This is a genomic window from Actinacidiphila sp. bgisy144, from assembly GCF_057708105.1.
In genome coordinates this window covers 144,149-165,290 of the sequence record NZ_JBYIRM010000009.1, presented here as the reverse complement: position 1 = coordinate 165,290, position 21,142 = coordinate 144,149, and the positions used below count along the sequence as shown (strand labels likewise).

At 72.9% G+C, this 21,142-nt stretch carries 16 protein-coding genes; 8 read left to right on the top strand and 8 right to left on the bottom strand.

Annotated features, from left to right (window positions below; all coding sequences use genetic code 11):
* Nucleotide 1: 1 nt before the first annotated feature.
* Both tal and tkt read right to left on the bottom strand, forming a co-directional pair.
* Nucleotides 2-1,120 (bottom strand): transaldolase, encoded by a 1,119-nt coding sequence (tal, locus tag AC3EVP_RS13535; RefSeq protein WP_435129710.1) that lies wholly within the window; start codon nucleotides 1,118-1,120, stop codon nucleotides 2-4.
* Between the two features lie 35 nt (nucleotides 1,121-1,155).
* The gene (gene tkt, locus AC3EVP_RS13530) at nucleotides 1,156-3,243 is read right to left on the bottom strand and encodes a transketolase (protein ID WP_335973498.1); all 2,088 of its coding nucleotides are present in this window, start codon (nucleotides 3,241-3,243) and stop codon (nucleotides 1,156-1,158) included.
* A gap of 316 nt (nucleotides 3,244-3,559) precedes the next feature.
* Here tkt and AC3EVP_RS13525 point away from each other — a divergent pair, with 316 nt between their 5' ends.
* From AC3EVP_RS13525 to AC3EVP_RS13510, 4 genes are all read left to right on the top strand, one after another.
* On the top strand, nucleotides 3,560-4,519 hold the full coding sequence (locus AC3EVP_RS13525; protein ID WP_335973494.1) for a heme o synthase: 960 nt from the start codon (nucleotides 3,560-3,562) through the stop codon (nucleotides 4,517-4,519).
* Nucleotides 4,520-5,009: 490 nt separating this feature from the next.
* Nucleotides 5,010-8,138 carry a GH92 family glycosyl hydrolase gene (locus AC3EVP_RS13520; protein ID WP_435129705.1) on the top strand — a complete coding sequence of 1,043 codons (3,129 nt, stop codon included), beginning with the start codon at nucleotides 5,010-5,012 and terminating at the stop codon, nucleotides 8,136-8,138.
* Between the two features lie 158 nt (nucleotides 8,139-8,296).
* Nucleotides 8,297-8,632, top strand: a complete 336-nt coding sequence (locus tag AC3EVP_RS13515; protein WP_335973489.1) for a hypothetical protein — start codon at nucleotides 8,297-8,299, stop codon at nucleotides 8,630-8,632.
* Between the two features lie 212 nt (nucleotides 8,633-8,844).
* A complete protein-coding gene (locus tag AC3EVP_RS13510; protein WP_435129811.1) occupies nucleotides 8,845-9,912 on the top strand; it encodes an amidohydrolase in 1,068 nt (355 codons plus the stop codon).
* Nucleotides 9,913-10,007: 95 nt separating this feature from the next.
* Here AC3EVP_RS13510 and AC3EVP_RS13505 read toward each other — a convergent pair whose 3' ends face one another.
* Nucleotides 10,008-11,081 carry a COX15/CtaA family protein gene (locus AC3EVP_RS13505; protein ID WP_435129702.1) on the bottom strand — a complete coding sequence of 358 codons (1,074 nt, stop codon included), beginning with the start codon at nucleotides 11,079-11,081 and terminating at the stop codon, nucleotides 10,008-10,010.
* Between the two features lie 74 nt (nucleotides 11,082-11,155).
* Between AC3EVP_RS13505 and AC3EVP_RS13500 the strand changes: the two genes are divergently transcribed.
* A complete protein-coding gene (locus AC3EVP_RS13500; RefSeq protein WP_435129699.1) occupies nucleotides 11,156-12,460 on the top strand; it encodes a glycosyl hydrolase family 28-related protein in 1,305 nt (434 codons plus the stop codon).
* Nucleotides 12,461-12,557: 97 nt separating this feature from the next.
* Here the strand turns inward: AC3EVP_RS13500 and AC3EVP_RS13495 are convergent, their stop codons facing one another.
* Nucleotides 12,558-13,139 (bottom strand): TetR/AcrR family transcriptional regulator, encoded by a 582-nt coding sequence (locus tag AC3EVP_RS13495; protein ID WP_435129696.1) that lies wholly within the window; start codon nucleotides 13,137-13,139, stop codon nucleotides 12,558-12,560.
* A 108-nt stretch (nucleotides 13,140-13,247) separates the two neighbouring features.
* On the opposite strand from AC3EVP_RS13495, the gene AC3EVP_RS13490 reads away from it, so the two are divergent.
* Nucleotides 13,248-14,228 (top strand): NADP-dependent oxidoreductase, encoded by a 981-nt coding sequence (locus tag AC3EVP_RS13490; RefSeq protein ID WP_435129693.1) that lies wholly within the window; start codon nucleotides 13,248-13,250, stop codon nucleotides 14,226-14,228.
* Here AC3EVP_RS13490 and AC3EVP_RS13485 read toward each other — a convergent pair.
* The 4 genes from AC3EVP_RS13485 to AC3EVP_RS13470 form a co-directional block, all read right to left on the bottom strand.
* Nucleotides 14,225-15,010 carry a hypothetical protein gene (locus AC3EVP_RS13485; RefSeq protein ID WP_435129690.1) on the bottom strand — a complete coding sequence of 262 codons (786 nt, stop codon included), beginning with the start codon at nucleotides 15,008-15,010 and terminating at the stop codon, nucleotides 14,225-14,227. The two genes, AC3EVP_RS13490 and AC3EVP_RS13485, sit on opposite strands and share 4 nt — an antisense overlap.
* Before the next feature lie 98 nt (nucleotides 15,011-15,108).
* Nucleotides 15,109-16,821 carry an MFS transporter gene (locus AC3EVP_RS13480; protein ID WP_435129687.1) on the bottom strand — a complete coding sequence of 571 codons (1,713 nt, stop codon included), beginning with the start codon at nucleotides 16,819-16,821 and terminating at the stop codon, nucleotides 15,109-15,111.
* Between the two features lie 40 nt (nucleotides 16,822-16,861).
* On the bottom strand, nucleotides 16,862-17,659 hold the full coding sequence (locus AC3EVP_RS13475) for an ABC transporter permease (protein ID WP_335973467.1): 798 nt from the start codon (nucleotides 17,657-17,659) through the stop codon (nucleotides 16,862-16,864).
* Nucleotides 17,660-17,672: 13 nt separating this feature from the next.
* Nucleotides 17,673-18,599: an ABC transporter ATP-binding protein gene (locus tag AC3EVP_RS13470; protein WP_335973465.1), complete on the bottom strand. Its 927-nt coding sequence runs from the start codon at nucleotides 18,597-18,599 to the stop codon at nucleotides 17,673-17,675.
* A gap of 157 nt (nucleotides 18,600-18,756) precedes the next feature.
* Between AC3EVP_RS13470 and AC3EVP_RS13465 the strand changes: the two genes are divergently transcribed.
* Together AC3EVP_RS13465 and sufB are read left to right on the top strand one after the other, a co-directional pair.
* Entirely contained in the window at nucleotides 18,757-19,668 is a 912-nt protein-coding gene (locus tag AC3EVP_RS13465; RefSeq protein WP_435129682.1) for a helix-turn-helix transcriptional regulator, read from the top strand.
* A complete protein-coding gene (sufB, locus tag AC3EVP_RS13460; protein WP_335973457.1) occupies nucleotides 19,665-21,086 on the top strand; it encodes a Fe-S cluster assembly protein SufB in 1,422 nt (473 codons plus the stop codon). The genes AC3EVP_RS13465 and sufB overlap by 4 nt, the downstream gene beginning before the upstream one ends.
* Nucleotides 21,087-21,142 lie beyond the last annotated feature (56 nt).

Genomic DNA, 21,142 nt, shown 5'->3' with positions numbered 1-21,142 from the left:
CTCACGCCTCCGAAGGGGCGAGGCGCTCGAGTTCGGCCTTGGTGGAGTCCAGCAGTTCGTTCCAGGCCGCCTCGAACTTCTCCACGCCCTCGTCCTCCAGCACCTGCACCACGTCGTCGTACGACACGCCGACCGAGGCCAGCGCGTCGATGTCGGCCTGGGCCTGCGCGTAGTGGGCGCGCACCGTGTCGCCGGTGACCTCGCCGTGGTCGGCGGTCGCCTGGAGCGTCGCCTCCGGCATGGTGTTCACCGTGTTCGGCGCGACCAGCTCCGTGACGTACAGGGTGTCGGGGTAGGCCGGGTCCTTCACGCCGGTGGAGGCCCACAGCGGGCGCTGCTTGTTCGCACCCGCCTGCTCCAGCGCCGCCCAGCGGTCGGAGCCGAAGACCTCTTCGTACGCCTGGTAGGCCAGCCGGGCGTTGGCGACGGCCGCCTTGCCCTTGAGCGCCTTCGCCTGGTCCGAACCGATCTTCTCCAGGCGCTTGTCGATCTCGGTGTCCACCCGGGAGACGAAGAACGACGCGACCGAGTGGATCTCGGACAGGTCCAGGCCGGCCGCCTTGGCCGTCTCCAGGCCGGTCAGGTACGCGTCCATCACCGCGCGGTACCGCTCCAGCGAGAAGATCAGCGTGACGTTGACGCTGATGCCCTTGCCGATGACCTGGGCGATCGCGGGCAGGCCCGCCTTGGTCGCGGGGATCTTGATCAGCGTGTTCGGGCGGTCCACCAGCCACGCCAGCTGCTTGGCCTCGGCGACCGTGGCCTCCGTGTTGTGCGCCAGCCGCGGGTCGACCTCGATGGAGACCCGGCCGTCCTGGTGGTCGCTGGACTCGTAGACCGGGCGCAGGATGTCGGCCGCGTCGCGGACGTCCGCGGTGGTGATCATCCGCAGCGCCTCCTCGACGGTCAGCCGGCGCACGGCGAGGTCCCTGAGCTGTCCGTCGTACCCGTCGCCCTGGGAGATGGCCTTCTGGAAGATCGACGGGTTGGTGGTCACACCCACCACATGCTGCTGGTCGATGAGTTCGGCCAGGTTGCCGGACGTGATGCGCTTGCGCGACAGGTCGTCCAACCAGATCGCGACGCCTTCGTCGGAGAGGCGCTTCAGTGCGTCTGTCATGGGATCTGCATCTCCTGAAATGTTGTGTACCAGCGTCAGCGGTCTGCGGCGGCCAGAGATTCCCGGGCCGCGGCGGCGACGGCCTCGGCGGTGAAACCGAACTCGCGGAAGAGCAGCTTTCCGTCGGCCGAGGCGCCGTAGTGCTCGATGCTGACGATCCGGCCGGCGTCCCCGACGTACCGGTACCAGGTGAGGGCGATCCCGGCCTCGACCGCGACCCGCGCCTTCACCGAGGACGGCAGCACGCTCTCGCGGTACGCCTCGTCCTGCTCCTCGAACCACTCCACGCACGGCATCGAGACCACCCGGGTCGGGATGCCCGCGGCCTGGAGCTCCTCGCGCGCGCCCACCGCGAGCTGCACCTCGGAGCCGGTGCCGATCAGGATCACCTGCGCCGGGCCGCCCTCGGCCTCGAACATCACGTAACCGCCCCGGGCGGTGTCCTCGTGCACCGGGTAGGTCGGCACGCCCTGCCGGGTCAGCGCCAGGCCGTGCGGGGCGCCCTTGCCGATCTCCTTCGTCCAGCGCTGCTGGATCTCGCGCCAGGCGATCGCCGTCTCGTTGGCATCAGCGGGGCGCACCACGTTCAGCCCCGGGATGGCGCGCAGCGAGGCCAGGTGCTCGACCGGCTGGTGCGTCGGGCCGTCCTCGCCGACACCGATCGAGTCGTGCGTCCATACGTACGTCACCGGCAGGTGCATCAGCGCGGACAGCCGCACCGCGTTGCGCATGTAGTCGGAGAAGACGAGGAACGTGCCGCCGTAGACACGGGTGTTGCCGTGCAGCGTGATGCCGTTCATCTCCGCGGCCATGGAGTGCTCGCGGATACCGAAGTGCACGGTCCGGCCGTACGGGTCGGCGCCCGGCAGCGGGTTGCCGGCCGGGAGGAACGACGAGTTCTTGTCGATGGTGGTGTTGTTCGACCCCGCGAGGTCCGCGGAACCGCCCCACAGCTCGGGGATGACCTCGCCCAGCGCCTCCAGGACCTTGCCGGAGGCGGCACGCGTGGCCAGCGAGGCGCCGACCTCGAACTCCGGCAGCCGGTCCTGCCAGCCCGCCGGCAGCTCGGCCGCGGCGACGCGGTCGAACAGCTCGGCGCGCTGCGGGTTCGCGGTGCGCCAGGCGGCGAACGACTTCTCCCACTGCGCCCGCGCGTCCCGGCCGCGGTCGCCGACCGCGCGGGTGTGCGTGATCACCGCGTCGGACACCTCGAAGTGCTGCTCCGGGTCAAAGCCCAGCACCTCCTTGGTGGCGCGCACCTCGTCCTCGCCGAGGGCCGAGCCGTGCGCGGCGCCGGTGTTCTGCTTGTTCGGCGCGGGCCAGCCGATGATCGAGCGGACCGCGACGAACGACGGCCGCTCCGTCTCGGCCTTGGCCGCGACCAGCGCGGCGTGCAGCGCGTGCACGTCGAGGTCGCCGTTCTCCTTCGGGGCCACGCGCTGGACGTGCCAGCCGTACGCCTCGTACCGCTTGACGGTGTCCTCGGAGACGGCCGTCTCAGTGTCGCCCTCGATGGAGATGTGGTTGTCGTCCCACAGCAGCACCAGGTTGCCGAGCTTCTGGTGGCCGGCCATCGAGGACGCCTCGGCGGAGATGCCCTCCTGGAGGCAGCCGTCGCCGGCGATCGCCCAGACGGTGTGGTCGAAGGGGGAGGTGCCCGGCGCGGCGTCCGGGTCGAACAGCCCCCGCTCGTACCGCGCGGCCATGGCCATGCCCACCGCGTTGGCCACGCCCTGGCCGAGCGGGCCGGTGGTGGTCTCCACCCCGCGGGTGTGGCCGTACTCCGGGTGGCCGGGGGTCTTGGAGCCCCAGGTGCGCAGGGCCTCCAGGTCGGCCAGCTCCAGGCCGTAACCGGCGAGGTAGAGCTGCGTGTAGAGGGTCATGCTGGAGTGGCCCGCGGACAGCACGAAGCGGTCGCGGCCGGTCCAGTCCGCGTTCGCCGGGTCGTGCCGCATGATCTTCTGGAACAGCAGGTAGGCCGCGGGGGCCAGGCTCATCGCCGTGCCCGGATGGCCGTTCCCGACCTTCTGCACGGCATCCATGGCCAGGACGCGGGCGGTGTCCACGGCCCGCTCGTCCAGATCGGTCCACTCGAGGTCTGTGGTCGTCGGCTGCTTGCTCACCCTGGGTCAGGGCTCCTCTCCACACAAAAGTTGAAAAGCGCCGGTGACTGGTGCCTACCCGACGTTGTCGAGCCTACCGCCGCAGCCGTACGAGCCTTCGACCACGCTGCTGCTTCTGTGGACAACTCCGTTCCCGGTGGCGGCCGGGCGGGGCCGGAGCGCGCGGGACACGCCCGGCCGCGCGGGCACCCCCGGCGGAAAGCCGGGTGTTCCCTACGTCTAGAGTGGCGTGGTACGCGCAGGGACCGTGGTCCGCCGCCGCATCGCGGCCGGCAGGCAGCCGGGACCTGCTGGTCTCATCTCTCGTGGGGTGTTCGTGACAGCCGTCGATTCCCGACCCGCCGGGGTCATCGGGACGGACCCGGGACCGGCGAACTCCGGGCACCGGCCGCCGCGCGCCCGGGTCATGGCGTTCGTGGAGCTGACCAAGCCGCGCATCATCGAACTGCTGCTCATCACGACCGTTCCGGTGATGTTCCTGGCAGCCGGCGGAGTGCCCAGCCTGTGGCGGGTGGTGGCGACCGTGGTCGGCGGCTACCTGTCCGCGGGCGGCGCCAACGCGCTGAACATGTACATCGACCGCGACATCGACGCGCTGATGCACCGCACCGAACAGCGCCCGCTGGTGACGGGGATGGTCTCGCCGCGCGAGGCGCTGGTCTTCGGCGTCGCGCTGTCGGCGGTGTCCACCGCGTGGTTCGCGCTGCTGGTCAACCCGCTCTCGGCGGCGCTGTCGCTGGCCGCGATCCTGTACTACGTCTTCGTCTACACGCTGTGGCTCAAGCGCCGTACCGCGCAGAACATCGTGTGGGGGGGTGTCGCGGGCTGCCTCCAGGTGTTCATCGGATGGTCGGCCGTGCGCAACGAACTCGGCTGGGCGCCCTTCGTGCTCTTCCTGGTCCTGTTCTTCTGGACCCCGCCGCACTACTGGCCGCTGTCGATGAAGGTCAAGGACGACTACGCGCGGGTCGGCGTGCCGATGCTGCCGGTCGTCGCGGGCAACCAGGTGGTCGCCCGGCAGATCGTCCTCTACAGCTGGGTCATGGTGCTCACCTCGCTCACCCTGTGGTGGCCGCTGGGCGACACCTCCTGGTTCTACCCGGTGGTCGCGGGCCTGCTCGGCGCGTTCTGGCTGAAGGAGGCGCACGGCCTGCACGCCCGCGCCAAGGCCGGCGTCATGGGCGCGAAGCTCAAGGAGATGCGGCTCTTCCACTGGTCCATCACCTACGCCACGCTGCTCTTCGTCGCCGTCGCCATCGACCCCTTCCTCCACTAGCCCGCCTCTGGCAGATCCCCGCCCGGCCGGTAGGCCCCCGGAGCTTTGGCCCGGTCCCGGCGGGGGCCTCCCCGTGCCCCGCAGCCGAGGTCCCGGTGCCGGGCGCCCGGCCCGGGGTGGGCCGAGGGACCCGAAGAGCTCCTGGGGGACGCCGCGACGGCGTTCGCGGTGCGCCACCCCGGTGAGCGGGCCCTCGGCGACCGTCCACGGATCGCGCCGGCGGGCGCCGCCCCCACCGGCGCCCCCGCGCGGCGGCATCCCAGGACGCTGACGAGGCTTCACCTGCCGGTCCCGGCAGGACTGTTGCTTTGCGCGTCGCCAGCCCCCAAGATGTGCTGGTCTCATCGGGGAGCCCTTTGGGGAGGTACGTGTGAGAAGACCGCGCATGCTGCGTGGCACGTTCGCGGCAGCACTCGCTGCGGTGGCGACGCTCGTGGCCGCAGGTACGGCTTCGGCGAATGTGACAACGTTGTCCAACAATCAGACAACGTTGTCATCCGCCTCGGCGTCCACGCTGGTGTCCGATCCGGCGAGCTATGTGGACCCGCTCATCGGCACCGGACGCGGCGGTTCCACCGTCGGCGAGATCAACGACTTCCCCGGGCCGTCCACGCCGTTCGGGATGATGCAGTTCTCGCCGGACACCTCCGGCTCGTACGCCGGCTACCAGTACCACGACGACCAGATCCGCGGCTTCAGCCTGGACCACGCCTCCGTCGGCTGCCGGGCCTTCGGCGACGTGCCGATCCTGCCGATCACCGGCAGCGTCGGCAGCGCGCCGTGGAACCTCACGGAGCACTTCACGCACACCGGCGAGACGGCCGAGCCCGGCTACTACGCGGTGAACCTCGACGCGTCGGGCGTGCGCGCCGAGCTGACCGCGTCGACCCGGACCGGCCTGGCGGCCTTCACCTTCCCCGCGGGCTCCGCAGCCGCGCAGCTGCTGGTCAAGGCAGGCGGCAGCCTCAACGGCGACAAGAGCGCGGACGTGCAGGTGGTCGGCGACCGCGAGGTCACCGGTTCGGCGACCACCGGCGACTTCTGCGGCAAGGGCAACGAGTACACCGTCTACTACGCGATCACCTTCGACCAGCCCTTCACCGCGCACGGCACCTGGGACGGCAAGACGGTGACCGCGGGCGGCGACTCGGCCAGCGCCGCCGGTGCCGGTGCCTACCTGACCTTCGGCGACGGCGGCAGCCGCACGGTGCGGGCCAAGGTCTCGATGTCGTACGTGTCGGTGGCCGGCGCGGAGGCCAACATGGCCGCGGAGGTGCCCGGCTGGGACCTGGACGCGCTGCACCGGCAGACCCGAGACGCGTGGTCGCAGATGCTGGGCAAGGTGCGGGTCGCGGGCAAGGACACCGACGAGCTGAAGACCTTCTACACCGCGCTCTACCACTCGCTGATGCACCCGAACACCTTCAACGACGCCGACGGCCGCTACATCGGCTTCGACGGCAAGGTGCGCACCCTGGCCAAGGGCCACGCCCAGTACACGAACTTCTCCGACTGGGACACCTACCGCTCGCTGGCGCCCCTGCAGGCGATGCTCTTCCCGCAGCAGGCCAGTGACATGGCCCAGTCGCTGGTCAACGACGCGGAGCAGGGCGGCTGGTGGCCGCGCTGGCCGCTGGCGAACGCGTACACCGGCCAGATGACCGGCGACAACTCGGTGCCGCTGATCGCGAACCTGTACGCGTACGGGGCGCGCGACTTCGACCTGAAGACGGCGCTGAAGTACCTGGTCAAGGGCGCGACCACGGTGGACTCCACCCCGGGCGCCTACCAGGAGCGGCCCGGCGTCCAGGAGTACGTCGCGCGCGGCTACGCGCCCAACGACGACGCCGCCAAGGGCGATCACGGGCACGTCGGCGCCTCGGAGACCCTGGAGTGGGCGATCGACGACTTCTCGATCGCGCAACTCGCCAAGGCCGCCGGGCAGAACACCGTGGCGAAGACCTTCACCCGGCGCGGCCAGAACTGGCAGAACATCCTCGACCCGGCGAGCGGCTACCTCGAACCGCGCGGCGAAGACGGCCGCTTCCCGGACGAGACCGGCTTCCAGACCCCCTCGGACGGCCAGTTCGGCCAAGAGGGCTACGACGAGGGCAACGCCGCCCAGTACAACTGGCTGGTCCCGCAGGACATGGCGGGCCTGATCGCCTCGATGGGCGGCCAGAGCGCGGCCGCCGACCGCCTCGACACCTTCTTCTCCCAGCTCAACGTGGGCCCCAACGCGCCCTACATGTGGGCCGGCAACGAGATCGACTTCGGTGTGCCGTGGGTCTACAACCAGGTCGGCCAGCCGTGGAAGACGCAGAAGACGGTGCGGGAGATCGCCACCACGCTCTTCAGCCCGACGCCCGACGGCGAGCCCGGCAACGACGACCTGGGGGCGCAGTCCTCCTGGTACGTGTGGGCGGCGCTCGGCCTGTACCCCGCGACACCGGGCACGGCCGACCTCACCGTGCACAGCCCGATGTTCCAGCGCGTGGTGCTGGACCTGCCGGGCAAGGCCAAGGACCTGGACATCCGCGCGCCCCAGGCGGCGGACGACGCGCCTTACGTCCGTAACCTCACGCTCGACGGGCACTCCTGGGAGCGCACCTACCTGCCGTCGTCAGTGGTCTTCAGCGGCGGGCGGCTGGACTTCACCCTGTCCACCACCCCCGACACGCACTGGGCCGCCTCGTCGGGCGACGCCTCGCCCTCCTACCGCACCGGCGAGCGCGACTTCCTCGCCACCGCGACCCCGAACCAGTCGGTGGTGGCGGCCGGCGGGTCCGCCGCGGACCTGACCGTCCACGTGCAGCGGCTGGCCGGACACCAGGGCACCCTTTCGGTCAGCGCCTCGCCGCCCAAGGGCCTGAGCGTCACCCCCGCCGCCACCTCCGTCGCGCTGGACCGGAAGACCGGCACCGGCACCGTGAAACTGGCGGTCACGGCGGCCGCGGGCACCGCGGACGGCTACTACGAGGTGCCGCTGACCGTACGCGGCAAGGGCGCCGGGGCCGATCCGGTGCAGCTCAGCGCGATCGTGCTGGTGGCGGCGAAGGACAGCCTGGCCGCGGACTACGACAACGTGGGCACCACGCCGGACAGCGACCACGCCGCCGGGGACCTCGACGGCAGCGGCAGCAGCTACTCCCGTGAGGCGCTGGCCGCGGCCGGTCTGGAGGGCGGCGCCCGGGTGCAGGTGGCGGGGACGTCGTTCGTGTGGCCCGACGCGCCGGTGGGGCGCCCGGACAACGCGGTTGCCGACGGCCAGACCATCCGGCTCGGGGACAGCGCCAAGGACGCCACCAGCCTGCTGTTCGTGGGCTCGGCGACCAACGGGGACCAGCAGGCCACCGCCCAGGTGACGTTCACCGACGGCAGCACGGCGCAGGCCGACCTGTCCTTCGGCGACTGGGTCAAGCCCGGCGGCGGCTCGACGCCGGTGCTGGGGAACACCGTGGTGGCCACCACCGACCACCGCAACCAGTCCGGTGGCGACGGCGCGCCCGCGTACGTCTTCGCCACCACGCCGTTCGCGGTGCCGGACGGCAAGCAGGTGGCGAGCGTGACGCTGCCGGTCAACGGGAACCTGCACGTGTTCTCGGTGGGCCTGGGCTGAGTCGGCGCGCCTGACAGACCCCGGACGGTCGATGGTTCGGCGGAACCTTCGCCCGGCCGTTCCGCCCGGCGGGGATCGGACCCCTTGGCCGATCCCCGCCGGGCCTCGCTCCTTCCGGCTCCTTCCGCACCCGGGTTACCGGTAAGTAGGGTGGGGGCATGGCTGAGAGCAAGGTGGACAACGACCCCCGGGCCGAGCGGCGCGTGCGGCGGCTGACCAGGGAGATCCAGGCGTTCGGGCGGGCCCACGGCGGCACACAGGCGCAGGTCGCGTACCTCGGCGAGCGCGGTGCCCGCATCGTGCTGGTGGGCGAGGACGGCGCGTGGGGCGACCTGGTCGCGCCGGAGTACGAGCTGGCGCGGCGGGCCGTGGACGCGTCGGGGGCGACCGTCCACGAGGCGTTCGACGGGGAGCTGGCCGCGAAGGTGCGGACAGGGCCGTACGAGTGGTCCCGGATGGCAGGCATCCAGCTCGGCGGGCGCGCGGGCGGCTGACGGCGCCCCTGCCCGTACGGCCCTGAGCCGGGTTGTCCCAGGGTGTTCCGCCGTCCGGCGGCGCTCCGGGCCCGTGGTCTGCCCGTCCGACGGGTCCGCTCCCTATCACCCCCCAGGTCGTTAGGCCCTGTGCGGGCCGCCCCGGTGGCGGCGCGTGCGGGGGCCGGGGCCTGGTCGGGGCCGTGGACGTCGGACGGGACGGGGTGCGGGCGATGGCCGGCGCGGCGCAGGCACACCTGGTGGACGCGCACTGCCACGGGGTGTACCCGGGCGATCTGGGCCTCGGCTCCTTCGAGGCGCGGCTGCCGGGTGCCGCCGCCCCGGGCACCACGCTCTTCGACAGCCCCACCGGTTTCGCGCTGCGCCGCTGGTGCCCGCCCCTGCTGGGGCTGGAGGCCCACTGTCCGCCGGCCCGCTACCTCGCCCGGCGCCGCGAGTTGGGCGCCTACGAGGCGACGCGGCGGCTGCTGCGCGGCGCCGGGATCGCGGCGTACGTCCTGGACACCGGGGAGTGCGCGGAGCTGACCTCGCCGAAGGACCTCGCGGCGGCCGCGGGCGTGCCCGTACGGGAGACGGTGCGGCTCGAACCGCTCGCCCAGCAGGTCGCGGACACCTCCGGCACGGTAGGCGCGTTCCTGGCGAACCTCGCGGAGGCGGTGCACGGCGCCGCGGTCGGCGCGGCGGGCTTCTCCTGCTGCGGGGACGGGCCCGCCGGTCCCTCCGGGTCCGACGCGGGCGGCGCGGACGCAGGGCCGCCCGGGCCGGCGGAGGTGCGGCAGGCGGCGGTGGCGTGGCTGTCCGCCCGTACGGTGGGGGCCCGGCCCGACCACCCGGTGCTGCTGCGGCACATCCGGTGGCACGCCGTGGCGACCGGGCTGCCGCTGCTGCTGCGGTACGGAGCCGGCGGGCGCGGGCCGTCGGCCGCCGGGCAGTTCCTGCGGGCCACCGCGGGGCTGGGTACCGAGGTCGTCCTGCTGCCGGGCGGGCCCCATGAGGCGGCGGCCGCCGATCTCGCGGCCGAACTCCCGCACGTCTACGTGGGCATCGGCCGGGACCCGGCCGCGGTGCTCGGGCGGACCCCCTTCGGCAAGGTGCTCTACGCGAGCGGCGCGGGCGGGCTGCCGGAGCTGGCCGTGACGGCGGCGAAGGGGTTCCTGGCGGAGCTGGGGCGGGCGGTGGCGGTGCGGGTCGCCTCGGGGGAGTGGTCGGCCGCGGACGGCTGCCATGTGGCGTCCCTGGTGACGGCGGGCAACGCGCGGCGGCTGTTCCCGTTCGGGTGAGGGGCCGCCGGGCGGGGCGCCCCGGTCAGGCCGAATTTGCCGGGTGCGGTCACGCCGCGATGCCGGGCGCGGTCACGCCGAACTGCCGCCCCCGGTCACGCCGAGATGCCGGACGCCGCCGACTTCGGCGCCTGCGCGGCCGCGGGCACCGTCTCGCCGGGCTCGGCGAAGGGGCGTTCGCGGAAGGAGAGCAGCACCCGCAGGACCGCGATCCACACCAGGCACGCCCCGAACATGTGCAGGTCCACCAGGGCCGCCGGCAGGTGCGTGAAGTACTGGACGTAGCCGATGACGCCCTGCCCCATCAGCACCAGGAACAGGTCGCGGACGCGGTGCTGCGGGCCGACCGGCGCGTCGACGGCGCGCAGCACGAACCACAGGGCGACGGTCAGGCCGACCACCACCCACGCGAAGTCCGCGTGCAGCTGCGCGATCGTCTTCCAGTCCACGTCGATCCGCCGCACCTTGTACGCGCCGCTGGACTCCCCGGGGTGCGGGCCGGCCCCGCTGACCAGGGTGCCGACCACGATGAGGACCGCAGAGGCGGCGGTGAGCAGCTGCCCGAGCTGCCGTACCGGCTTGCCGACCAGCGGGCGGGGCGAGGCGTCGCCCTCGCGCATGCGCAGCCAGGTGAGCGCCGCCACGGTGATCAGGGCCGCGGACAGCAGGAAGTGCAAGGAGACGACGTACGGGTTGAGCTTGGTGAGCACCGTCAGCCCGCCCCACACGGCGTTGAAGACGACCACCCAGAACTGGGCCCACGCCAGCCGGTACGGGCCGCGCCGCAGCGGTGCCTGCGCGCGGATCGCGATGATCGCCCAGCCGACGGTGGCGCACAGCACGTACGTCAGCATGCGGTTGCTGATCTCGATGGCGTGGTGGACGCCCATCTCGCGGGTGCCGAGCAGGCTGTCGCCGCTGCACGTCGGCCAGGTCGGGCAGCCCAGGCCGGAGGCCGTGACCCGGACCGCGCCACCGGTGATCACGATCACCACGGACATCACCAGCGCCGCGAGCACGGCGCGGCGCACCAGTGCGGGGCGGGGCGTCCACCGGGCGGCGATGAAGGCGAGCGGGTTTCGCACGATGTCGGGCAGCTTCGGCACGCAGCCATGGTAGGCGCACCCTTTGTGCACGGATTCACGAGGGGTGCGGGGTGGGCCGTACATCCCGGGAAAAGCCCCGCAAGCCGGGCCTTGTACCCCTAGCATCGTGGGTGGGACCGATGGGGGAGGGGGCCCGGATGGCCGGGGAGCACCGTGACACCGTCAACCGCAGGCGGCTGCTGTACGGGGGCGCGGCGGCGGCACTGGCCGGGACCGGCACGGCGGCCTGGGCGAGCGGGGCGTGGGACGCGCCCGCGGCCGGGGCGGCCTCCCGGGAGCACCCCGGGTACGCCGACGTGGTGGCCGACTTCGGCGCCAAGGGCGACGGCACCACCGACGACAGCGCCGCGTTCGAGGCGGCCTACGCGTACGCCGAGAAGCGGGCCGCCGGCGGGACCGGCCGCACCGTGATCCTGGTGCCGCCCGGCCGGTACCGGGTCACCCGGCCCGGCGCGCTGCTCGCCGCCGACTCGCCCTCCCACCGCAGGAACGGGCTGCGCTACGTGGGCGCCGGGCTGCGGATCAGCGAGATCGTCTTCGCGCCCCCGACCGTCGAAGGGCCCGACGGCGGCAGCTACCTGTGCCGCAACAACGACACCTGGCAGAACATCTCGTTCGAGGGCCTGCGCTTCACCTCCGGCACCCCGGGCGCCTCCTTCTTCTACTCCTACTCCACCGGCGGCGCGGCCAACTACCGCTTCTCGCAGTGCGAGTGGATGGGGGAGTGGGAGTACGGCGTCGCGCTCGACGGGAGCAACACCAACTCCGAGATGCGGTGGGAGGCGTGCCGGGTCGGCGGCGCCTACCGCAAGGCGTTCCTGTACGCCGGGATGTCGCTGCACTCGACCGACGTGAAGCAGCAGGACCAGTTCCTCAACTACTGGTTCACCGACATGAACGTCACCTACGAGTGGGGCAACTTCCTGGAGTTCCCCTACGGCGGCTCCGTGACCTGCCGCTCCGGCAGCTACATCGTCACCGGCCGCCGCCCCACCCCGCACCCCGACTACGGCTACGAGAGCGCCTTCTTCCGCTTCCCGCGCCCCGCCCACTTCGACGGGGTGCAGCGCTTCCACGCCGAGGACATCCGCTTCGAGCTGCGCGACGACGCGGTGGTCGTCATCGACTGCGCCTGGAACCGCGGCACCGTGCACTTCAACGACTGCGACGACACCGCGCACGCGTACCGGTCCTTCTCCGATGCCCTGCGCGCCCACCGCTACACCCTCACCGACGCCGGGCCGCTCGTCCGCTACGACTCCTGCCAGCTCGTCGGCACCCACCAGTACCGCACCACCCCGCCCGCCACCCCGCCCCCCTGCGTCCGCTACGACATGTGCCGCCTCGCCTCCCACCCCCCGGCCGCCTTCCTCACCCTCCCCGCCGCCCAGCCCCGCGACTTCGCCACCTTCGCGAACTGCCTCCCGTCATCCGCGCCCTGAGCGATCCGACCGGCGTGCCTCCCGTCCTCGTCCTGTCCGGACAGCATGACGCGGGAGCGGCCTGCGGACACGGAGCGGCGCGGGTTGGTTCGGTCCGTCAGGGGGTGGGGCGGAGGCCGTGGGTGAGGATGTCGAGGAGGCGGGCTGCTCGGGTGGGGTGGGTCGGGGGATGGGCCACGGTGAAGATGCCGATGAGGGCGGCGGCGATGTCCTCGGCGGTGACGTCGGTGCGCAGGTCGCCGGTGGCGCGGCCCGCGTCGAGGATCTCGTCGATGGCCGCGAGCAGTTCGGTGCGGGTGCGGGCGTGGGAGATCTCGCCGGACTCGATCATGGCGAGCAGCGTGTCGAGCATGCCGTTCTTGGTCGCGATCCACTCCCCGAACAGGTCCATCCAGCGGCGCAGCGCCTCGGGTGGGGTGAGGGTGGCGAGGAGTTCGCGGGCGCCGTCGGTGAGCCGGGCGACCTGGTCGCGGTAGACCGCGTCGACGAGGGACTCGCGGGTGGGGAAGTGCCGGTAGAGCGTGGCGATGCCGACCCCGGCCTCGCGGGCGATCGCGCGCATCGACGGTTCGGCGTCGGTGTCGGCGGAGGCGAAGACGCGGGTGGCCACGTCGAGGAGCTGGGCGCGGTTGCGGGCCGCGTCCGCGCGGGGCTCGCGGGTCTCTGGCGGTGTCGGCAAAACGGATCACGCTCCGGTTGTGTGCTACGGTGCGATGGAAGGTAAACGGATCGTAGTCCGTTTACCTGTGTCCCCGCGCGCCGTCACAGTCGAAGGAGACCCCTGAGCATGGAACAACCGAGCACCCCCTCACCGGCGACCGCGAGCAGGGCGGTCCGGCTGGAGTCGTTCGGCGGCCCCGAGCGGCTGACCCTCCGCGAGGTGCCCGCGCCGCAGGCGGGCCCGGGGCAGCTGCGGGTGCGCGTCACCGCGGCCGGACTGAACCCGATGGACTGGTTCATGACCTCCGACGCGGACACCGCCGCCCGGTTCGGCCTGAGCCTGCCGTGCGGGTTCGGCACCGACTACGCCGGGGTGGTGGACCAGGTCGGCGAGGGCGTACGCGGGTTCGCCGTCGGCGACCGGGTGTTCGGCGGTGCCATGTCCCGCGCGATCGCCGACCACATCGTGGTGGACGCGGCGGGGGCCATCGCGGTGGGCGGCGACGCGCACCGCACCCCCGACGGCGTCGACGACCGTACCGCCGCCACCCTCACCATCGCGGGCTGCACGGCCGCCGCGGCCCTCGCCGTCGTCGAGCCCGGCCCGGACGACACGCTGCTCGTCGGCGGCGCGGGCGGCGGGGTCGGCGTGTTCGCCGTCCAACTCGCCCGCCGCGCGGGCGCACGGGTGATCGGTACGGGGTCGGCGGCGTCGGCTGACGCCCTGCGCGGCCTTGGCGCCGAGCCGGTCGCCTACGGCGAGGGCCTGGCCGACCGGCTGCGCGCCATGGCGCCCGGCGGCATCACCGCAGCCGTCGACCTCTACGGGACCGAGGTCGTGCAGGCGGCGCGCGAACTGGGCGTTCCCGACGCGCGCATCACCACCATCGCCGCGCAGGTCGACGGCATCACCCCCGCGAACGGGGCCGACGCCGCCCCGGGCGCCCTGGAGGAGATCGCCCGCCTGGTCGCCTCCGGCGAGCTCCGGGTGCCCCTCGCGGCCACCTTCCCGGTCGAGCAGATCCGCGCCGCGGTCGAACTCCAGGCCGCCCGCCACGTCCACGGCAAGGTCGTCATCGACCTCACGGGGCAGGACACCAGGCCCTAGCTGCCGCCAGGGGCCGAGCGGAGCTCGTCGATGAACTCCACGACCGCCCGGGCGTTGAGCAGCCGGAGCCTGATGGGCGGCCGGCCCGTCACCTTGATCTCCAGTTCGCCGTGGCCGGACGCCTTCACCGACCGCACCTGCGGCCACGCATACTCTCCGCCCTGCCCGTGCGCGGGGGCGTGGACCAGCCCGGTTCGGGTGATGGCGAGTTGTCCCCGGTCCAGCCGTACGCTCCCCTCGGCGTGCAGCGCCTCCTCCAGATCGACCTGGAGGGCCGGCACGAGCCGGTGGTCGATCTCCTCGATCAGCCGGGCCATCCGCCGCACCTGGAGCAGCGTGATCGGCACGGCGGCCCCCTCCACCCAGATCAGGCCGCGCTCGTACGTACGGGTGGTCCGGGTCTGGGCTGCGCCCAGCCGCTCGTCCCGGTAGCCCTCCGGGGTGTACTCGGTGGCCCGGACGTCGTCCCACGACACGGCGCGGTCGGGCCCGACCTGGCCGGCGAGGAGCAGGCCGCCCTGGCACACCAGCACTGCTTGCAGGCCCTGTACCGGCGCCAGGCGCCCGTACGCGATCCCCGCCGCGATCGCCGCGGCGACGGCCACTGCCAGGGGCCACCACGTGCCGGCCGCCACACCGGCGCCCATGCCGATGCCCAGCGCCGCACCGCCGAACCACGCCTGCATCGCCAGCGTCACCGGCCGGTACCGCGGGTGCACGGCGACTACTTCCCCCAGCCCGGCCGCGGCAGCGGCTCTCCCGTACGCTTCCGGCTTGACCACGTCGCCCCCCTCTTCCTCGGCGATCGCGACCCTATCCGACCGGTAGGGCCTGCTTAAGCCGACCGGAAGCGATCAATACGTGATCGCAACGGTCGTCGTCATGGGGGTCCGCCCTCGTGTCGACCGCCGCGGCCGGCCTGGTGCGGGCCCGCGCCCCCGGCCCGGCCAACTGGGGCGATCAGGTGGCGGACCCTGGGCCCGGTGGTGGACAGCGCGCCGGCGCGGGCCGCCAGTTCGGCGTCGTACGCGGTCAGGCGGGACTCGTGCTGGCGCAGGTGCTCCTGCCAGGAGGGGACCTGGAACGCCTCCACCCAGGTGGTGGGCTGCTCGGCGTCCCGGTACAGCGACCAGTGCGAGGCGCCGGTGCGGCGGCGGGAGACGGCGAGGGCGGCCATGGCCGCACGGAACTCCGGCAGGCGCTCGACCGGGACCTCGTAGGTGACCTCGACCAGCACAGGGCCGTCGGCCGCGTCGTCGGCGGTGCGGTCGAACGCGAGCATCGGCTCCGGCCAGGGCGCGACGACATCCCGGTCGAAGGTGCCGGTGCGGGCGTGCATCGGCCACACCGCCAGCGAGGCCGCGGTCAGCAGCAGGAGCGCGGTGGCGGCCAGCAGCGCGGCGCGGGTGCTCGTCGCGTTCGCGACCAGACCCCACACCAGGGAGCCGACGCCCTGGCCGCCCATGAAGACCATCAGATAGACCGCGAGCCCCCGGGCCCGTACCCAGGACGGCAGGGCGAGTTGGAGTGTCGTGTTGAGCGTGGACAACGCGTACAGCCACCCGGCGCCCGTCATGACCAGCACCAGCGCCACCACGGCCGGCTGCGTGACCAGCGCCGCCACGGCACTGCCCGCCGCGAACGCGGCACTGCTCAGCGCGAGCAGCACATTGCGGTCCAGCGCCGCACGAACCCGCTTGACGGTCACCGCCCCCGCGATCGCGCCCACGCCCAGCGCACCCAGCAGCAGCCCGTACCCGCCCGCGCCCTGGTGCAGCCGCTGCGAGGACACCACCGGCAGCAGGCCCCACAGCGCGGAGGCCGGCAGCACGAACAGGGCGGCCCGCAGCAGCACGCGCCGCACACCGGGCGCGTTGCGGACGTAGCGGGTGCCCGCGGACAGCGCCGGGCGCATCCGCTCCGGGGCGCCCCCGGCGGGAGCCGTCGCGCGGTGCCAGACCGCCAGCGCGGCCACCACCCCCAGGAACGAGGCGGCATTGATGCCGAACACGACGTCCGTGCCGGTCGCGGCGACCAGCACACCGGCCAGGGCCGGGCCGACCGCGCGCGCGAGGTTGACGTTGAGGCTGCCCAGTGCCGCCGCGGCCGGGATCTGCGCGCGCGGCACCAGTTCGGGCTGGATCGCCTGCCAGCCCGGGCCGCTCAACGCGCTGCCGCACCCCATCAGGAACACCAGGGCGATCAGCACGGTGGGCGTGGTCAGCCCGGCCGCGGTGAGGACCGCGAGCGCGGTGCTCACGGCCGCCATCGCCACGGACAGGGCGATCAGCAGCCGTCGGCGGTCCAGCACGTCGGCGAGGACACCCGCGGGAAGCGACAGGAACAGCACCGGCAGCAGCGAGGCCGCCTGCACCAGCGAGGTCAGCGTCGGGGCGTTCGGCTGGTGGACGAGCATCCACTGCGCGCCGACGGTCTGCATCCAGGTGCCGACGTTCGAGCCCAGCTGGGCGCACCACAAGGTGCGGTAGGTCGGCAGGCGCAACGGCGCCCACGCCGAGGAATCCGCGTCCCTGCCCGCGCCTTCGCCCTCATCGCCCGCGCCGCCGCCGGGTGGTTCCGCCCGCTCCGTCATGCCGTGCCCCTCTCTCCCCGGCACGCCATGGCGCGCCCGCTCACTCCCAGCGGAACCAGCGCCCCGCCGCCGCCAGGCCCAGCACCGACCAGACCGCGAGGATGCCCAGGTCGGACCAGGGCACCCCGGCGCCGTGCCGGAGCACCTCGCGCAGGCCGTCCGACAGCGCCGAGATCGGCAGCAGCTCCAGCACGTCCCGCACCGGCCCGGAGAACTTGTCCATCGGCACGATCACCCCGCCGCCGACCAGCAGCAGCAGGAACACCAGGTTCGCGGCGGCCAGGGTCGCCTCCGCCTTGAGCGTGCCGGCCATGAGCAGCCCCAGCCCGGAGAACGCGGCCGTACCCAGCAGCAGGAGCAGCAGCACCGCCGCGGGATCGCCGTGCGGGGACCAGCCCAGCGCGAAGGCGATCACCACCAGCAGCACCACCTGGAGCGCCTCGGTGACCAGCACCGAGCAGGTCTTCGCCGTCATGAGCGCCCACCGCGGCAGCGGCGAGGCGCCCAGCCGCTTCAGCACGCCGTACCGCCGCTCGAAGCCGGTCGCGATCGCCTGCCCGGTGAACGCCGTCGACAGCACCGCCAGCGCCAGCACCCCCGGGGCGAGGAAGTCCACCGACCTGCCCGGGCCGGTGTCCACGATGTCCACCGAGCTGAACAGCACCAGCAGCAGCGCGGGGATCACCACGGTCAGCAGCAACTGCTCCCCGTTGCGCAGCAGCATCTTCGTCTCCAGCAGCGCCTGCGCCCGGATCATCCGCCCCAGCGGCGCCGCCCCGGGCGCCGGCGCGAACGCGCCCGCCCCGGTAGCGTGCGGGGTGTCGGTGGTGACGCTCATGGCCGCAGCTCCCTCATGCCCGCAGTTCCCTGCCGGTCAGTTCCAAGAAGACGTCCTCCAGGGTGCGCCGCTCGACCGCGAGGTGGTCGGGCATGACGCCGTGCTGGGCGCACCAGGAGGCGACGGTGGCCAGCAGTTGCGGGTCGATGCCGCCCTCGATCCGGTAGGAGCCGGGGGACAGCTCGGCGGCGCGGGTGTCGGGGGGCAGGGCGTTGAGGAGCGAGACGAGGTTGAGGGCGGGGCGGCCGGAGAAGCGCAGGGTGTTCTCGGCGCCCCCGCGGCACAGCTCCTCGGGGGTGCCGGCGGCGATGGTGCGGCCGGCGTCGATGATCGCGACCTGGTCGGCGAGCTGCTCGGCCTCGTCCATGAAGTGGGTGGTGAGGACCACGCTGACGCCGTCGGCGCGCAGCTCGCGGACCAGGTCCCAGGTGGCGTGGCGGGCCTGGGGGTCCAGGCCCGCGGTGGGCTCGTCGAGGAAGACGAGTTCGGGGCGGCCGACGACGGCCATGGCCAGGGCCAGGCGCTGCTGCTGGCCGCCGGACAGCCGGCGGTAGGCGGTGCGTCCGCAGGTGTCCAGGCCGAGGCGTTCGATGAGCAGGGCCGGGTCCACCGGGTCGGCGTGCAGGGCCGCGGCGTGCCGCAGCATCTCCTCGGCGTGGGCGCCGGGGTAGACGCCGCCGGACTGGAGCATCACGCCGATCCGCGGGCGCAGTGCGGCGCCCTGGGTGACCGGGTCCAGGCCGAGGACGCGGGCGGTGCCGCCGTCGGGGCGGCGGTAGCCCTCGCAGACCTCGACGGTGGTGGTCTTGCCGGCGCCGTTGGGGCCGAGCACCGCGGTCACCGAGCCGCGCGGGACGGTCAGGTCGAGGCCGTCGACCGCGGTCTTGGCGCCGTACCGCTTGACCAGACCGGTCACCTCGACCGCGGGCTCGTTTCGCATGGCCACGAGTCTAGGGAGGGCGGGGAGCGGGGTGGGCGGCAGGGCGGAATCCGGCCGGGGGCGGCCCGGAAGTGAGGTCACCCTAAGTGACGTAGCCCACCGTGGGTGCGCGGGGGTGAGCTTGCCCGGGCCCGGCGAATTAAGCAACAATGGCGTTGTGAAAAACGTAGGCGGTGCTGCCCGCAGGGCGGCGGAGGAGCCGACGACCGGTGAGCGGCGCACCCGCAACCGCGTCGCCCGCTCCATCCTGGGCCACGGGCCCTCCACCGCCGCGGACCTCGCCGAGCGGCTGGGCCTGACCCAGGCGGCGGTACGCCGCCACCTCGACGCGCTCGTCGCGGAGAACATCGTGGAGGCCCGCGAGCAGCGGGTGTACGGCAGCCGCGGCCGCGGCCGCCCCGCGAAGGTCTTCGCGCTCACCGACTGCGGCCGGGACGCCTTCGACCAGGCCTACGACCAGCTCGCCGCGGACGCGCTGGGCTGGATCGCCCAGTCCGCGGGCGGCGGCGAGCAGGGCGAGGCCGCGGTCACCGCGTTCGCGCGGGCCCGCGTCGCCGCCCAGGCCGAGCGGTACCGCAAGCTGCTCGACGCCGCCGCGCCCGGCGAGCGGGCGCAGGCCCTGGCCCGCGCACTGACCGCGGACGGGTACGCTGCAACGGCGCGGAGCGCGCCCGGCCCGGCCGGGGGCACCCCCGGGCGGAGCGTCGGGGGAGAGCAGCTGTGCCAGCACCACTGCCCGGTGGCCCATGCCGCCGAGCAGTTCCCGCAGCTCTGCGAGGCGGAGGCCGAGGTCTTCTCCCGCCTGCTCGGGACGCACGTCCAGCGGCTCGCCACCATCGCGCACGGCGACGGGGTGTGCACCACGTTCATCCCGCAGGCCCAGCAGGGGCGGTCCGCCGCCCCCGCCGACGAGCCGGCGGCGCAGACACCGGAAGCACCCGCACCAACGGCGCCACCGGCGCCCGCACCACCCGCACGACCAGCGGCACCCGCATCACCCGCACCATCCGCAGCACCTGCATGCACCGACCACGCACCAGTCAGCACGTCCGGGAGGAACCCCGCATGACTGCTCCCACGGAGACCACTCACCCGGAGCTCGAAGGCATCGGCACCTACGAGTACGGCTGGGCGGACAACGACACCGCCGGCGCCGCCGCCAAGCGCGGCCTCTCGGAGGAGGTCGTCCGCGACATCTCCGCGAAGAAGTCCGAGCCGGAGTGGATGCTGAAGATGCGGCTCAAGGGGCTGCGGCTGTTCGGCAAGAAGCCCATGCCGACCTGGGGCAGCGACCTCACGGGCATCGACTTCGACAACATCAAGTACTTCGTGCGGTCCACCGAGAAGCAGGCGGAGTCCTGGGAGGACCTGCCCGAGGACATCAAGAACACCTACGACAAGCTCGGCATCCCCGAGGCGGAGAAGCAGCGCCTGGTCGCCGGCGTCGCCGCGCAGTACGAGTCCGAGGTCGTCTACCACCAGATCCGCGAGGACCTGGAGGAGCAGGGCGTCATCTTCCTGGACACCGACACCGCGCTCAAGGAGCACCCGGAGCTGTTCCAGGAGTACTTCGGCACCGTCATCCCGGCCGGCGACAACAAGTTCGCCTCGCTGAACACCGCGGTGTGGTCCGGCGGCTCCTTCATCTACGTGCCGAAGGGCGTGCACGTGGAGATCCCGCTCCAGGCGTACTTCCGGATCAACACCGAGAACATGGGCCAGTTCGAGCGGACCCTGATCATCGTCGACGAGGACGCCTACGTCCACTACGTCGAGGGCTGCACCGCGCCGATCTACAAGTCGGACTCGCTGCACTCCGCGGTGGTCGAGATCATCGTCAAGAAGGGCGGCCGCTGCCGCTACACGACCATCCAGAACTGGTCGAACAACGTCTACAACCTGGTCACCAAGCGCGCCGTCGCCTACGAGGGCGCCACCATGGAGTGGATCGACGGCAACATCGGCTCCAAGGTGACCATGAAGTACCCCGCGGTCTACCTGATGGGCGAGCACGCCAAGGGCGAGACGCTCTCCATCGCCTTCGCCGGCGAAGGGCAGCACCAGGACGCCGGCGCCAAGATGGTGCACATGGCGCCGAACACCTCGTCCAACATCGTCTCCAAGTCGGTGGCGCGCGGCGGCGGCCGCACCTCCTACCGCGGCCTGATCGAGATCGGCGAGGGCTCCACCGGCGCGAAGTCCAACGTGCTGTGCGACGCCCTGCTGGTCGACACGGTCTCCCGCTCCGACACGTACCCGTACGTGGACGTGCGCGAGGACGACGTGTCGATGGGCCACGAGGCGACCGTCTCCAAGGTCTCCGACGACCAGCTCTTCTACCTGATGAGCCGCGGTATGACCGAGTTCGAGGCGATGGCGATGATCGTGCGCGGCTTCGTCGAGCCAATCGCCAAGGAGCTGCCGATGGAGTACGCCCTGGAGCTCAACCGGCTGATCGAGCTGCAGATGGAGGGCGCGGTCGGCTGACCGGGCCGCCCCGGCACCACCGCACCCGATCGAAGCACATCCAACGAGGAGCAGCA

Coding starts and splice junctions, on each gene's coding strand:
- tal (WP_435129710.1), bottom strand. CDS start 1,120: ATGACAGACGCACTGAAGCGCCTCTCCGACGAAGGCGTCGCGATCTGG.
- AC3EVP_RS13515 (WP_335973489.1), top strand. CDS start 8,297: ATGGCTGAGAGCAAGGTGGACAACGACCCCCGGGCCGAGCGGCGCGTG.
- AC3EVP_RS13470 (WP_335973465.1), bottom strand. CDS start 18,599: ATGCGAAACGAGCCCGCGGTCGAGGTGACCGGTCTGGTCAAGCGGTAC.
- AC3EVP_RS13480 (WP_435129687.1), bottom strand. CDS start 16,821: ATGACGGAGCGGGCGGAACCACCCGGCGGCGGCGCGGGCGATGAGGGC.
- AC3EVP_RS13505 (WP_435129702.1), bottom strand. CDS start 11,081: ATGTACGGCCCACCCCGCACCCCTCGTGAATCCGTGCACAAAGGGTGC.
- AC3EVP_RS13490 (WP_435129693.1), top strand. CDS start 13,248: ATGGAACAACCGAGCACCCCCTCACCGGCGACCGCGAGCAGGGCGGTC.
- AC3EVP_RS13475 (WP_335973467.1), bottom strand. CDS start 17,659: ATGAGCGTCACCACCGACACCCCGCACGCTACCGGGGCGGGCGCGTTC.
- AC3EVP_RS13510 (WP_435129811.1), top strand. CDS start 8,845: ATGGCCGGCGCGGCGCAGGCACACCTGGTGGACGCGCACTGCCACGGG.
- sufB (WP_335973457.1), top strand. CDS start 19,665: ATGACTGCTCCCACGGAGACCACTCACCCGGAGCTCGAAGGCATCGGC.
- AC3EVP_RS13500 (WP_435129699.1), top strand. CDS start 11,156: ATGGCCGGGGAGCACCGTGACACCGTCAACCGCAGGCGGCTGCTGTAC.